This is a genomic window from Sphingobacterium sp. UBA7625, assembly GCF_002484085.1.
In the GTDB taxonomy this organism is placed as follows: domain Bacteria; phylum Bacteroidota; class Bacteroidia; order Sphingobacteriales; family Sphingobacteriaceae; genus Sphingobacterium; species Sphingobacterium athyrii.
The window spans coordinates 34297-48296 of sequence record NZ_DLJD01000046.1; the positions used below are offsets into that span (position 1 = coordinate 34297).

Annotated in this window: 10 protein-coding genes; all 10 read left to right on the plus strand. The window is 40.8% G+C overall.

Going from position 1 to position 14000, the window contains the following annotated elements; genetic code table 11:
* Positions 1 to 6 precede the first annotated feature (6 nt).
* Positions 7 to 2124, plus strand: coding sequence for a penicillin-binding protein (locus B4G94_RS18895; protein ID WP_286860979.1), 2118 nt, complete (start codon positions 7 to 9; stop codon positions 2122 to 2124).
* Positions 2124 to 3584, plus strand: a complete 1461-nt coding sequence (locus B4G94_RS18900; RefSeq protein WP_165308831.1) for a UDP-N-acetylmuramoyl-L-alanyl-D-glutamate--2,6-diaminopimelate ligase — start codon at positions 2124 to 2126, stop codon at positions 3582 to 3584. Before B4G94_RS18895 ends, B4G94_RS18900 begins: the two co-directional genes overlap by 1 nt.
* Positions 3585 to 3588: 4 nt before the next feature.
* The gene (gene mraY, locus B4G94_RS18905) at positions 3589 to 4833 is read left to right on the plus strand and encodes a phospho-N-acetylmuramoyl-pentapeptide-transferase (RefSeq protein WP_165308830.1); all 1245 of its coding nucleotides are present in this window, start codon (positions 3589 to 3591) and stop codon (positions 4831 to 4833) included.
* A gap of 2 nt (positions 4834 to 4835) precedes the next feature.
* Positions 4836 to 6209, plus strand: coding sequence for a UDP-N-acetylmuramoyl-L-alanine--D-glutamate ligase (murD, locus tag B4G94_RS18910; protein WP_286860985.1), 1374 nt, complete (start codon positions 4836 to 4838; stop codon positions 6207 to 6209).
* 31 nt (positions 6210 to 6240) lie between these two features.
* The gene (locus B4G94_RS18915; RefSeq protein WP_108636502.1) at positions 6241 to 7449 is read left to right on the plus strand and encodes an FtsW/RodA/SpoVE family cell cycle protein; all 1209 of its coding nucleotides are present in this window, start codon (positions 6241 to 6243) and stop codon (positions 7447 to 7449) included.
* Positions 7450 to 7463: 14 nt separating this feature from the next.
* Positions 7464 to 8567: an undecaprenyldiphospho-muramoylpentapeptide beta-N-acetylglucosaminyltransferase gene (gene murG, locus B4G94_RS18920; RefSeq protein ID WP_286860990.1), complete on the plus strand. Its 1104-nt coding sequence runs from the start codon at positions 7464 to 7466 to the stop codon at positions 8565 to 8567.
* Between the two features lie 9 nt (positions 8568 to 8576).
* The gene (gene murC / locus B4G94_RS18925; protein WP_286861159.1) at positions 8577 to 9932 is read left to right on the plus strand and encodes a UDP-N-acetylmuramate--L-alanine ligase; all 1356 of its coding nucleotides are present in this window, start codon (positions 8577 to 8579) and stop codon (positions 9930 to 9932) included.
* The gene (locus B4G94_RS18930; protein ID WP_286860993.1) at positions 9925 to 10761 is read left to right on the plus strand and encodes a cell division protein FtsQ/DivIB; all 837 of its coding nucleotides are present in this window, start codon (positions 9925 to 9927) and stop codon (positions 10759 to 10761) included. Before murC ends, B4G94_RS18930 begins: the two co-directional genes overlap by 8 nt.
* 25 nt (positions 10762 to 10786) lie before the next feature.
* On the plus strand, positions 10787 to 12160 hold the full coding sequence (gene ftsA / locus B4G94_RS18935; protein WP_286860996.1) for a cell division protein FtsA: 1374 nt from the start codon (positions 10787 to 10789) through the stop codon (positions 12158 to 12160).
* 140 nt (positions 12161 to 12300) lie between these two features.
* Entirely contained in the window at positions 12301 to 13998 is a 1698-nt protein-coding gene (gene ftsZ, locus B4G94_RS18940) for a cell division protein FtsZ (RefSeq protein WP_108636505.1), read from the plus strand.
* Positions 13999 to 14000 lie beyond the last annotated feature (2 nt).

Below are 14000 nucleotides of genomic sequence, written 5' to 3' on the forward strand. Positions count from 1 at the left end.
AGAGTTATGAGTATCAGAAACACGATCCTTGTTCGCGTCTATTTTGCCTTTGGACTTATTGTGCTACTTGCATTTATGGTGTTTGGGAAAATGCTGAAGTTGCAATATGTAGATGGGCAACATTGGAAAGCATTGGCGGATAGTCTTTCTATTCAGGAGCGCGAAGTTGAAGCTGCCCGGGGGAATATCTATTCCAACGATGGTAGTCTGTTGGCGACTTCCGTTCCAGAGTACGAACTTCGTTTTGATGCTATGGCTGTACCTGAAGAGGATAATGATTATTTCAATCTCAAAGTTGATTCTCTGGCGATAAAATTGGCTGATTTTTTTAAGGATAAATCATCCCGGCAATATTTGACATTATTAAAACAGGCGCGAAATAAAAAACAGCGTTACTTGCTGATCAAGCGTAATGTCTCGCATCAGGATTTAAAGAAGGTGAAACAATTTCCTTTGTTTAAGGCTGCTCGCATTGGCAAAGACCGTTATCCAAGTAGTTTGATTACGGATAGACAGAATAAACGGATCTTACCCTTTGTGAACCTTGCGGCTCGGACTATCGGTTACAAAAATGTAAAGGAGAATATCCATGTCGGTTTAGAAGGGGCATATGGTGAGTACATTGATGGGAAAAGTGGTAAGCGATTGATGCAGCGTATTGCTGGTGGGGTTTGGATTCCAGTTAATCGGGATATTGAAGTGGCACCAGTTGATGGTTCTGATATTATATCAACCATTGATGTGAATATGCAGGATATGGCACAGCGTGCTTTGGAAAAACAAATGATCATAAGTAACGCGGATGAAGGTTGTGTTGTGATGATGGAAGTCAAAACCGGGGAAGTGCGTGCCGTTGCAAATTTCATGCGGGATAAAGACGGTGTTTATCGTGAAAAGTTCAATCTTGCGATTGCACAAAGTGCCGATCCGGGGTCAACGTTTAAACTTGCTTCTTATCTGGCATTGATTGATGATAAGAAAATTGATTCAAGTACAACTATAAATATCGGAAATGGTAACTGGCCGATTTACAAGCATACCATTCGTGATTCGCATGCGCCCAAAAAATCTATAGTCTCGGCTAAGCGGGCTTTTGAGGAATCTTCGAATGTTGGGGTTACAAAATTTGTATATCAAGCGTATAAGGATAATCCGGATCAATTCACGTCAAAATTGCATTCGTTTGGATTTGGGAAAACCTTAGATCTACAGATTCCCGGCGAAGGGGTTCCTTTGGTGAAGACTTCGAAAAGTAAATCCTGGAGTGGGTTGTCCTTAGTACAGATGGCCTATGGATACGAAATGAAGATTACTCCTTTGCAGACATTGACATTTTATAATGCGGTGGCTAATAACGGTAAATTGATCGCACCGCTATTTGTGAAAGAAATTAGGCATTTAGGGAATACAATTCAGCGTTTCGAGGCAAAGGTTATCAATGAAAAAATTGCATCAGATCATGCATTGGCGGAAGTAAGAGGGATGATGGAAGGGGTGATGACAGAAGGAACGGGAAGGAGTGTTGCAAGTCCATTGTATACTTCAGGGGGTAAGACGGGAACTGCTCAGATGGCGGATGGTTCCAGGGGTTATGGCGCCAGAAGGTACCAGTCATCTTTTGCGGGTTATTTTCCGGCTGAAGATCCGAAATACTCGATTATCGTTGTGATTCGGAATCCGAGAAATGGATATTATGGAGCATCAATTGCGGGGCCTGTTTTTAAAGAACTTGCTGATATGGTTTATGCGAATGATATGGAGATGAAAGGGAAAAAAACATTCAAAGCGGTGAATTTGGGCGGAAGAATGCCCTTGACCTTGCAAGGCTCTAGAGAGGCAAGTAAAAAGGTCTATGACAAATTAGGTATTAATACGGTGAATTGGAATATGGTAGCCAGAGGCGAAGTAGATACATCGAATAGAGGTGTACCCTTTGTGGATTTGAAATATAAAGAAGGAATTGTTCCCAATGTTGTAGGCATGGGATTGATGGATGCATTATATGTGATGGAGAATGCAGGGTTTAAAGCCCATGTATTTGGAAAGGGAAGAGTGGGGACACAATCTTTGGCCGCAGGCCAAAAACTTCCATTTGGAACAGCGATAAATTTAGAACTTAAGTAATGATGGATTTAAAAAAAGTATTGCATGCTATCCCTGTTCAGCAGGTGGTGGGAAACCTCGAAGAGGTCGATGTGCACTCTTTGTGCTTTGATTCCAGAAAGGTGGAGTTAGGAAGTTTGTTTATCGCTGTGCGTGGTGTTCAGACCGACGGGCATTTATTTGTGGATAAGGCGATCACTTCGGGAGCAAGGGCAGTTATTGTTGAAGAACTTCCTGCTGAAACATTGGATTCTGTGGCCTATATTTTAGTTGCAGACTCTGCGTATGCGCTGGGAGTAGCTTCGGCTAATTTCTATGGTAATCCATCGGAGCAGCTTAAATTGGTTGGTGTGACAGGAACCAATGGGAAAACCACTGTGGCGACATTGTTATTCCAATTGTTTACCGAGTTGGGGTATCATGTCGGTTTGCTGTCTACGGTACAGAATCAAATCGGTTCGAAAATAATTCCTGCAACACATACGACACCCGATCCGATCCAGTTGAACCAGTTGTTGCGGAATATGGTGGATGATGGCTGTGACTATGCTTTTATGGAGGTCAGTTCACATGCAGTGGTGCAAGAGCGTATTGCAGGGTTGGTGTTTGCCGGGGCAATATTTACAAATATTACACATGACCATTTGGATTTCCACAAGACTTTTGACAATTATATCAAAGCCAAGAAGAAATTCTTTGATGATTTGGATGCACACGCATTTGCGTTAACCAATGCTGACGATAGAAACGGTCAGATCATGTTGCAAAATACGGTTGCCCATAAAAAAAGTTATGGCTTGCGTTCTGGGGCTGATTTTAAAGCTAAGGTCATTGAAAGCCATTTTGACGGCATGTTGATGAGCATAGATGGGCAAGAAGTGTGGGTCAAATTGATCGGCGACTTTAATGCATATAATCTATTGGCCGTGTATGCTGCTTCGATTTTATTGGAGCAAGAGACGGTAAAGGTATTGACCGCTTTAAGTACATTGAAAGGAGCAGAAGGCCGTTTTGAAACGATGAAATCTACATCAGGTGTTTTCGGTATCGTGGATTATGCCCATACACCGGATGCTGTAGAAAATGTCTTAAAAACAATAAGTTCTTTGCGACGTCCGGAACAAAAAATTATTACAGTGTTGGGTTGTGGTGGTGACCGGGATAAAACGAAGAGACCGGAAATGGCGGAAGCAGCTTTACGTTATAGCGACCGTTTTGTGATTACATCGGACAATCCGCGCACGGAAGACCCCTATCAGATTATCAAAGATATCGAGGCTGGTGTTGGAGCTGATCAAAAGGCGAAAACACTTTCAATAGCTGATCGTAAGGAGGCGATTCGTACAGCCTATCAACTGGCAAATCCGGGTGATATTATTTTGGTTGCTGGAAAAGGACATGAAAAATATCAAGATGTGAACGGTGTAAAACAGCATTTTGATGATAAAGAAATTTTAGAGAACACATTTAACGAAAAATAGAAATATGTTGTACCATCTTTTTACGTGGCTTAGCGAATATATTCATGTACCTGGAGGCGGGTTGTTCCAATACATCTCCTTTCGGACGTCTATGGCTGTAATCGCTTCATTAATTATTACCACGGTTTTTGGGGGAAAATTGATCCAATTCTTGCATAATAAACAAGTTGGGGAGACAATTCGAGATTTGGGGCTTGAAGGTGAAAAAAAGAAAGCTGGTACACCTACTATGGGAGGTATAATAATCATCGCCGGGATATTGATCCCGACACTATTATTTGCCAAATTGACCAATATCTATGTGATTATCATGATTATAACGACATTGTGGATGGGTGCGATAGGTTTTTTGGATGATTATATCAAAGTCTTTAGACATAATAAAGAAGGATTGGCAGGTAAATTTAAAGTTGTCGGTCAAGTTGGTTTAGGGGCGATAATTGCCTGTACAATGTATTTTCATCCGGATATTGTGGTCAGAAAGGGTGTTGACAAACCGACATCTACTAAACCGGTGGAAGTGGTTATCAATGAGGGGACAGGAGAAAAAACATACGCTGAAAATGTAAAATCTTCTAAAACAAATATCCCGTTTTATAAAAATAATGAATTTGACTACGCCAAGGTCTTCAAGGTGTTTGGCTTGCAAAGCGACTACCTGACTTTTATCGTTTTTTTAGTTGTCGTCATTTTTATCGTTACCGCAGTATCCAATGGTGCTAATATTACCGATGGTATCGATGGTCTGGCAACGAGTACTTCGGCGATCATTGGGGTTACTTTGGCAATTTTGGCTTATGTATCGGGTAACGTAATCTTTTCTGATTACCTCAATATCATGTATATCCCCAACTCTGGTGAGCTTGTGATTTTTGCAGGAGCATTTGTGGGAGCTTGTGTAGGTTTTCTATGGTACAATACGTATCCTGCACAAGTTTTTATGGGAGATACAGGGAGTCTGGCAATCGGTGGTATTATAGCGGCGTTTGCTATTTTGATTCGTAAAGAGTTATTGATTCCAATCTTGTGTGGTGTGTTTTTGTTGGAAAATCTTTCGGTCATCTTACAGGTTTCCTATTTCAAATACACCAAAAAGAAATATGGTGAAGGAAGAAGGATATTTTTAATGTCGCCTTTACACCATCACTTCCAAAAGAAGGGTTACCATGAAGCGAAAATTGTCACTCGTTTTGTCATTGTGGGAATAATTTTGGCCATTCTGACAATAGTAACATTAAAAATTAGATAACGATGTCAAATATATCAACAACATATTACCCTCAATCAGGAAGCCTTGTCATCTTAGGTGCGGGCGAAAGCGGCGTGGGAACTGCAATTCTTGGAAAGGAAAAGGGATATGATGTATTTGTATCCGATAAAGGACTGATAGCGGATCATTATAAAGAGCAATTAAAAGCTGAAGGGATTGCTTTCGAAGAGGGTAATCATGACGAAGCTCGGATATTGAATGCAGCACTTGTTGTTAAGAGTCCTGGGATTCCAGAAACAGTGCCATTGGTGGTTGCCTTAAAAGAAAAAGGGATTCCTGTGATAGCAGAAATAGAATTTGCTGCCCAATATACTACGGCCAAGTTAATTTGCATTACAGGGTCTAATGGAAAGTCAACAACAACCATGTTGACTTACGAAATGCTAAAGCATGGTGGTCTTAATGTTGGTTTGGCCGGTAATATTGGAAAGAGCTTCGCACTTCAAGTAGCGCGTGAAAATTTTGATTGTTACGTGTTGGAAATATCCAGCTTTATGTTGGACGATATGTATCATTTTAGAGCAGATATTGCTGTGATACTTAATATCACTCCGGATCATTTGGATCGTTATGACCATAAAATGGAAAATTATGTGGATTCTAAATTCAGAATGATTCAGAATCAGACGGAGAAGGATTATTTTATATACTGTCTGGATGACCCTGAGACAATAAAAGGTTTGGAAAGACACCATAGTAAAGGGACATACCTGCCTTTTACACAAGAACAGCTTGTTGAATTGGGTGCTTATTTAACGGCCAATAAAACAATGATTATTAATACACCAAATAACGATACATTCACTATGAGAACTGAGGAATTGTCATTGCAAGGGAAGCATAATATTTATAATAGTATGGCTTCTGGATTAATTGCAAAAGTACAGGAGTTGAGAAATCAAGCGATGAAGGAAAGCATGGGATCGTATGTGAATATTCCACATCGTCTTGAACATGTTGCTTGTATCGGAGGAGTCAATTATATCAACGATTCGAAAGCCACCAATGTCAATTCCGTATGGTATGCTTTGGAGAGTTTTTCGACGCCAATCGTATTGTTACTGGGTGGTGTGGATAAGGGAAATGACTATAGCATGCTGACCGATTTGGTAAAGGATAAAGTGCGCGCAATTGTGTGTTTGGGAAAAGATACTGCAGCAATTCATAAAGCTTTTGAACAAGATGTTGAAATCATTGTCAACAGTACTTCCATGCATGATGCTGTTGTCTTGTCTTCACATTTAGCCAAAAAGGGAGATACGGTATTGTTGTCTCCAGCCTGTGCGAGCTTTGACTGGTTTAAAAACTATGAAGATCGTGGCGATAAATTTAAAGCAGCTGTAATGGAATTATAATAAATGGTACAACCATAAAAGGGAGAAGGATATGTTACAGAACATAATGTCTAAATTAAAAGGTGATCGCTGGATATGGATCATTGTGATTATCTTATCGGGATGGTCACTTTTGGCCGTATATAGTTCGGTCGGAACCTTGGCCTATAAAGAAGGCAAGGGGACAGAAATGTATCTGTTGAAGCATTTTTCGATCATCGCCATTGGATTTGTTTTGATGTATCTCTCGCATAAGCTGGATTATCGATATTATGCGGGTATTTCTAAAATCTTAATGGGGATCACAATACCTTTATTACTATTTACTTTATTGTTTGGAAGTAGTGTAAATCAAGCGAGCCGTTGGCTGACGATTCCAGGTATTGGGATGACTTTCCAGACATCCGATTTGGCCAAATTATCATTGATTGTTTTCCTGGCACGGATGCTGTCTCGCAAACAAGAGGAAATCAAAGATGTGAAGAAAGCTTTTCTTCCTATTATGGGATCAGTATGTGGTGTTTTCGTACTGATAGCATGGGCCAACATGTCGACTGCGATTATGTTATTTGGTGTTAGCGTATTGTTGTTGTTAATTGGCCGAATATCCTTTAAACAGATCGCAATTGTTTCTGCAGGTGTGGTTTTGTTGGGAATTATTGTAGTCTCCATCGGACCGAGACGAGCAACGTACTATAGTCGGGTAAAGACATTTTTGGGTGTAGAAAAGCAGGACGAGTCAGCTAGTCCGGTCTCATTTCAGGATGATAAGAACTATCAGGCCAATAACGCCAAGATTGCAATCGCGACGGGAGGACTCTTTGGTAAAGGTCCGGGAAATAGTGTTCAACGAAACGTATTGCCGCATCCCTATTCCGATTTTATCTACGCAATTATCATTGAGGAGTATGGGACAGTTGGTGGGGTAATCCTGCTATTCCTGTATTTGGCTTTTATGTATCGATGTATTCGCATCGTCACGATGAGTCCCAAAGCTTTTGGGACATTCTTGGCCGCAGGCTTAGGATTTAGTTTGACGATACAAGCGCTGGCGAATATGGCGGTAGCAGTAGGGTTAGGACCGGTGACAGGTGTGCCGTTACCGTTAGTGAGTATGGGGGGGACATCCATTTTATTTACAAGTGTCGCCCTGGGGATTATCCTGAGTGTGAGCAGAAATATTGAAGAGTTAAAAGGTAAAGAGCAGCTGGACGAAAAGCCGAAACCTAAGAAAGTGGTGATCGGTTCAATTCCGGCCTAAACAATATATTGAGCATGGCAATTCGCGTAATAATAAGTGGGGGTGGTACCGGAGGACATATTTTTCCGGCGATTTCAATTGCAAATGCATTGAAGACAATGGACCCTGCAAATGAAATTTTATTTGTAGGTGCCAATGGTCGTATGGAAATGGATAAGGTGCCTGCTGCAGGTTATACTATTGTTGGACTTGATATTCAAGGAATCAATAGAAAGCAGCTTTGGAAAAATATCCTATTGCCATTCAAATTAATGAAGAGCCTGAATAAGGCAAAAAAAGTAATCCGGGATTTCAAACCGGATGTCGCCGTAGGCGTTGGTGGTTTCGCTTCAGGGCCATTATTGATGATGGCAAATAAATTGGGGGTTCCGACAGTGGTACAAGAGCAGAACTCTTATGCGGGCGTAACAAATAAAAAAGTTGGTGCTAAAGCAGCAAAAATCTGTGTAGCGTACGAGGGTATGGAACAGTTTTTTCCAGCTGATAAAGTATTGTTGACAGGAAATCCCATCCGGAGAGAGTCCGTCTCAATTGAAGGCAAAAGAGCTGCGGCATTGGAATTCTTTGGATTGGATCAACACAAAAAAACAATCTTAGTGTTGGGCGGGAGTTTAGGCGCCAGAACATTGAATGAAAGTGTGGTCGCTTATTTGGATTCGCTCTCCAAAGAGGATGTGCAGGTGATTTGGCAATGTGGAAGTTTTTATATCGACAAACTACGTCTGGAACTTGAAGGAAAACTTCCGACGAATGTGAAGATGATGGCATTTCTTCAAAAAATGGATTATGCCTATGCTGCTGCTGATGTAATTATTAGTCGGGCAGGAGCAGGTACCATTTCCGAACTCTGTGTTGTCGGGAAACCAGTTATTCTGGTTCCTTCACCTAATGTTGCAGAAGACCATCAGACTAAAAATGCAATGGCTTTGGTCAACAAAAATGCTGCGTTGTTGGTGAAGGATATTGATGCTGCACAACAATTAATTCCAGCGGCTTTGAATTTATTCAAGAACCTAGAGCAAGTAACGCAATTGAGTGAGAATATAAAAAAACTGGGCAAGCTGGATGCGGATGTTCAGATTGCAGAGCAAGTATATAAATTGGCAAATAAGAAATAGATGATGAGTATGAATCTAGATGCAATAAAACAAGTTTACTTGATCGGAATAGGCGGAATCGGAATGAGTGGCCTTGCACGCTATTTTAAGCATTTGGGCTGTGAAGTGAATGGATATGACCGTACGGAGACCGAATTGACCAAGACTTTGGCCAAGGAAGGTATTTCGATCACATATCAGGATGAGGTGGGTTCCATTGATCCTATTTTCCATCAGCCAGCGGCTGCTACATTAGTCATATTTACACCTGCAATTCCTAAAGATTCAAAGATTAAAGCTTTTTTTGAATCTCGGGGGCACGTGTTATATAAAAGATCACAAGTACTGGGTATCATCAGTGAAAGCCGGTTTACAATTGCGGTAGCAGGTACACATGGTAAAACAACCACGTCTACTATGGTCGCGCACCTGTTGAAAGATTCCGGATATGACTGTTCCGCTTTTTTAGGCGGTATCAGCTCGAACTACAATACCAATGTGCTTTACGGAAACAATAATACAGTGGTGGTCGAAGCAGATGAATTCGATCGTTCATTTTTGACGCTCCATCCGAATATCGCGATCGTGACTTCTTCGGATGCAGATCATTTGGATATTTATGGGGATAAGAGTCATTTACTTGAATCATTCCAGCTGTTTTTGAATAAGGTTGTTGAAGACGGTACGCGTATTATAAAAAAGGGATTGGAATTTAAAGGACAGATCAGCTATTCTGGGCACGAAGTGGCCGACGCATATGCATCCAATGTCCATGTCAGGGAAGGTGAATTTTACTTTGATTATCAAGATGTCCATGGGAAAATTGAGGATATTCATTTGGGTATTCCGGGAATTCACAATGTTGAAAATGCCGTAGCCGCTATTACCGTGGCTCGTTTACTAGGTATTTCAGCGGAGGCAATTAAAAAAGCATTGACCACATTTAAGGGGGTAAAAAGACGATTTGAATACATTGTCCGTACACCTGAAGTGATTTATATCGACGACTATGCGCATCACCCTGAAGAATTGCGCGCCTTTTTGACTTCAATGCGCAAATTATATCCGACAAAGAAGCTGAACGTCGTATTTCAACCGCATTTGTTTACGAGAACCAGAGATTTTGTAGATGGATTTGCGGAAGTACTGTCCATGGCGGATAATTTACTCTTGATGGAGATATATCCTGCGCGTGAACTTCCGATTGAGGGGGTTAGTTCAAGCTGGTTATTGGATAAAATTACAGCACAGCATAAACAGATCGTGACGGCCGAAGAGGTACTGGATTTTGCCCGGAATGAAAAACCGGATTTGATCGTAACTGTAGGTGCGGGAGATATAGATAAATTGGTGAAACCATTACAAGCTATTTTTGAGCATGCTTAGAAAGTTACGTGACATACAATGGAATCGTGTACTTTACTTTACCCTATTTTTTATTGGGGTAATCGTAGTTGTTGTGATTATGACCATTGTTGGTAAACGTGATGAACAACAGCTTTGTAAGGAAGTGAAAATCGTTATAGAGGGTACGGAAGCTTTTATCGATCAAGCGGATATTTCAAAACTGATTGCGCAAAACTATGGAAGTTTTGTTGGAAAGAAAATCAATGGTATTCCTTTTCAACGTGTAGAAAAGACATTGAAAAAATTGCCTTATGTGTCGAATGCAAGCATTCACGCTGACATGGACGGGACAGTACGGATCAATATAGATCAGCGCGAGGCGGTCATGCGGGTTATCAACAAAAATGGACGTGAGTTTTATGTTGACCCCAAAGGTTTAAAGATACCGACAACATTGAAGTATATTCCGCATATCATGGTGGCGACCGGCAATATTTCCGAAGGGTATAATGAGGCATTGGATACGATTTCAACCCCATTGGTAAAAGATTTGGTGAAAGTCGCGGAATTTATTGGAAAAGATGAATTGTGGAGTAATCAGGTTGTACAGATTTATGTGAACGCGGATCATGATATCGAACTTGTACCCCGTGTCGGAACCCAGCAGTTAATTGTTGGATCGGCCGATTCACTGGAACAAAAATTTGAATTATTAAAAACATTTTATACACAGATCATGCCGAAAGTGGGTATTAACGCTTATGGTGTGGTGAATGTAAAATATAGAGGTCAAATCATCTGTGAGAAACGTGGAAATTGGAGTTTCTCTGATGATCAGACAAAAAAAGTAGCAAATAATACATTATAGTAATACAGCAACAATACAGGAAATTATGAACTCAAAGGCAGCAGAAATTGAAAGAGAGAATCCAATTATCGTGGGACTCGATATTGGTACTACCAAAATTTGTGTTACGGTTGGGAGACGTAGCTCAGGGAACAAAATCGAATTATTAGGTGTGGGCAAAGCCGACTCTGCTGGTGTGAGCAGGGGAGTGGTAGCTAATATCCAAAAGACTGTGGGAAGTATTTTGGAGGCGGTAGAAATTGCCGAAGCACAATCTAATGTCGATATTAAGGTTGTCAATGTGGGGATCGCAGGTCAACACATTAAGAGCATCCAACACCGTGGAATATTTACCAAAACAGATGGTGATGATGAGATCATTCGAAGAGATATCGAACGATTGATCTCGGATATGTATAAACTGGTACTGCCTCCAGGAGAAGAAATTATACATGTTTTACCTCAGGAATTTACGGTAGATAATGAACCCGGTATCCGCGAACCGATCGGTATGGCTGGGCGTCGTATAGAAGCGAATTTTCATATTATTTCAGGAAGAGTTACCGATATTAAGAATATAAAAAAATGTATTGATAATTCGAATCTGGAAGTTGCTGAATTAATCTTGGAACCTTTGGCGTCTTCAGAAGCTGTATTAGATGAAGATGAAAAAAATGCTGGTGTTGTATTAGTTGATATCGGTGGTGGAACCACCGACGTTGCAATCTTCCACGAAGGAATTATCCGTCATACTGCTGTAATCCCATTAGGCGGTAATATTGTGACCGAAGATATTCGTCAAGGCTGTTCTGTATTGCGTTCACAGGCGGAATTACTGAAAACACGATTTGGATCTGCCCTGGCTGATGAAAATAAAGAAAATGAAGTCATTTGTGTGCCCGGATTGAAAGGTCGTGAGCCAAAAGAAATTTCCGTAAAAAACTTAGCCTATATTATTCAGGCGAGAATGGAGGAAATTATCGAACATGTGTATTACGAAATTAAGTCCTCCGGTTATGAAAATAAACTTATCGGCGGCATCGTTATTACTGGTGGTGGGGCGCAATTGAAACATTTGGTACAACTTGTGGAGTATATTACTGGAATCGATTGTCGTGTCGGTTTTCCGAACGAATATCTCTCCAAGAACGAAGTGCTGCCAAAACCGCTCTTTGAAGAATTGAAAAGTCCATTGTATGCAACAAGTATTGGCTTGTTAATCAAGGGTATCCAATCGCACGAAGAAGAAGAAGACAGTCGTAGAGAAGCGCATACACCAGTGAAGAAAGTGCAGGCGACTACGACTACGAAAGAGGTTTCGGAGCAACAGCAAAAAGAACAAGGATTGCTGTCATGGTTCAAGCGATTTATTAAGGATGGTAACGAGATCGATGACGCAAGTTTTTTAGATAAAAAGTAAGTTTTCCACAATGATTGAAGTTTTCCACAATTTCACAAATGTGGAAAACTTTTGTTGAAATTATATTATTATTACATTACATATAGTGGGTTTGGTTCAATTTGATATCGTGTTCATTATAAGTTAAATAGGGATAAGTTATGTCAATACAGTTTGAAATGTTAAAAGAACAATCTTCAATAATCAAGGTTATTGGGGTTGGTGGTGGTGGCGGCAATGCCGTAAACCACATGTATAAACAAGGAATTAGTGGAGTAGATTTTATCGTGTGTAATACGGATGCGCAAGCGTTGGAATTAAGCCCGATCCCAAATAAAGTTCAATTGGGAATAAGTCTAACCGAAGGTATGGGTGCTGGAGCTGATCCTGATGTAGGTGAAAATTCCGCTATCGAAAGTATTGAAGATATCAAACGCATGTTAGGTACCAATACCAAGATGTTGTTTATTACCGCCGGTATGGGTGGTGGTACAGGTACCGGAGCAAGTCCTGTTTTGGCTAAGGCCGCTAAAGAGTTGGGTATTCTTACTGTTGCGATCATTACTACACCATTTACATTTGAAGGTAAACGCCGCCGCTCACAAGCGGAGGAGGGGCTTTCGGAATTGCGTAAATATGTAGACTCTTATCTTGTTATCTCCAACGATCGCTTGCGCGAAATCTTTGGAAATTTAACGATGACAGCAGCTTTCGCAAAAGCAGATGATATATTGACTACTGCTGCAAAAGGTATCGCCGAAATTATCACTATCCCCGGTTATGTAAACGTCGATTTTAAAGATGTTCGCACAGTTATGAATGACAGTGGTGTAGCGATTATGGGTAACGCGATTGCCGAAGGCGAAGATCGTGCATTACGTGCGGTAGAAGGTGCTTTAGCTTCACCATTGTTGAAAGACAATGAGATTGAAGGCGCTCGTTATATCCTATTGAATATTACCTCTGGAACAAAAGAAGTGACGATGGATGAGGTAGCAATCATTACGGATTATATTCAGGAAAAAGCCGGACTATCTGCTGATTTGATCTGGGGTAACTGTATCGACGAAAACTTTGAAGATGAGCTGTCCGTAACAATCATTGCGACAGGTTTTCAGACTTCAGAAGAGCGCGATAAAGAGCGTGAAAATACAAAAGTATCTATGCCCTTGACACCTGAACCGGTTAATTCTTTTGTGAGACCTGTTTCACAGGTTGCTCCAAAGGAAGCACCAGTTGCCAATAGCTTTGTCACTCCGGTTCAACGTGTGGATACACCAGCTCCTTCAGCAAATACATCGACAACCAATAATTTGCAGTCCGACTTGTTTACTTCTCCAAAAAATGTTGTCCAACAACAGGTTGTTGTCGAAGAACCGCAAGTGATACGCCATGATTTAGGCTTTGACGGCGCTTATGAGGAGGAAACCTCATTTACTGAAAGTGATTTTCAATTAAAAACTTCACCTTCTGTTTTCCAATTTCAGATGCCAACGGTATTTGATTCATATTCAGCTCCGTCTGCATCAGACTATGACGAAAAGCCGACGTTCTCTTCCAGCACAACAAATGAGCAGGTTGAAGTTCCTCAGGTGGAAGAAGAGCAGGTTTCATTTGAAGATCAATTGGTACGCACCAAAGAGCGTATTCTGAGATTGAAAGAATTGAGTATGAAATTGAAATCCTCCAACGGTCTTCATGAGTTGGAAAATGAGCCGGCTTATAAAAGAAAGCAAATGTCACTGGAGGATACGCCGCATTCTTCTCAATCACAGGTGTCTCGCTTTACACTGTCGTTTGAAGATGGAAACACGGAAATTCGTCCAAACAACTCTTTTTTACACGACAATGTAGATTAATC

Excerpts from the sequence above, each read along its gene's own strand:
- B4G94_RS18895 (WP_286860979.1), top strand. The coding sequence starts at position 7 with ATGAGTATCAGAAACACGATCCTTGTTCGCGTCTATTTTGCCTTTGGA.
- B4G94_RS18900 (WP_165308831.1), top strand. The coding sequence starts at position 2,124 with ATGATGGATTTAAAAAAAGTATTGCATGCTATCCCTGTTCAGCAGGTG.
- mraY (WP_165308830.1), top strand. The coding sequence starts at position 3,589 with ATGTTGTACCATCTTTTTACGTGGCTTAGCGAATATATTCATGTACCT.
- murD (WP_286860985.1), top strand. The coding sequence starts at position 4,836 with ATGTCAAATATATCAACAACATATTACCCTCAATCAGGAAGCCTTGTC.
- B4G94_RS18915 (WP_108636502.1), top strand. The coding sequence starts at position 6,241 with ATGTTACAGAACATAATGTCTAAATTAAAAGGTGATCGCTGGATATGG.
- murG (WP_286860990.1), top strand. The coding sequence starts at position 7,464 with ATGGCAATTCGCGTAATAATAAGTGGGGGTGGTACCGGAGGACATATT.
- murC (WP_286861159.1), top strand. The coding sequence starts at position 8,577 with ATGAATCTAGATGCAATAAAACAAGTTTACTTGATCGGAATAGGCGGA.
- B4G94_RS18930 (WP_286860993.1), top strand. The coding sequence starts at position 9,925 with ATGCTTAGAAAGTTACGTGACATACAATGGAATCGTGTACTTTACTTT.
- ftsA (WP_286860996.1), top strand. The coding sequence starts at position 10,787 with ATGAACTCAAAGGCAGCAGAAATTGAAAGAGAGAATCCAATTATCGTG.
- ftsZ (WP_108636505.1), top strand. The coding sequence starts at position 12,301 with ATGTCAATACAGTTTGAAATGTTAAAAGAACAATCTTCAATAATCAAG.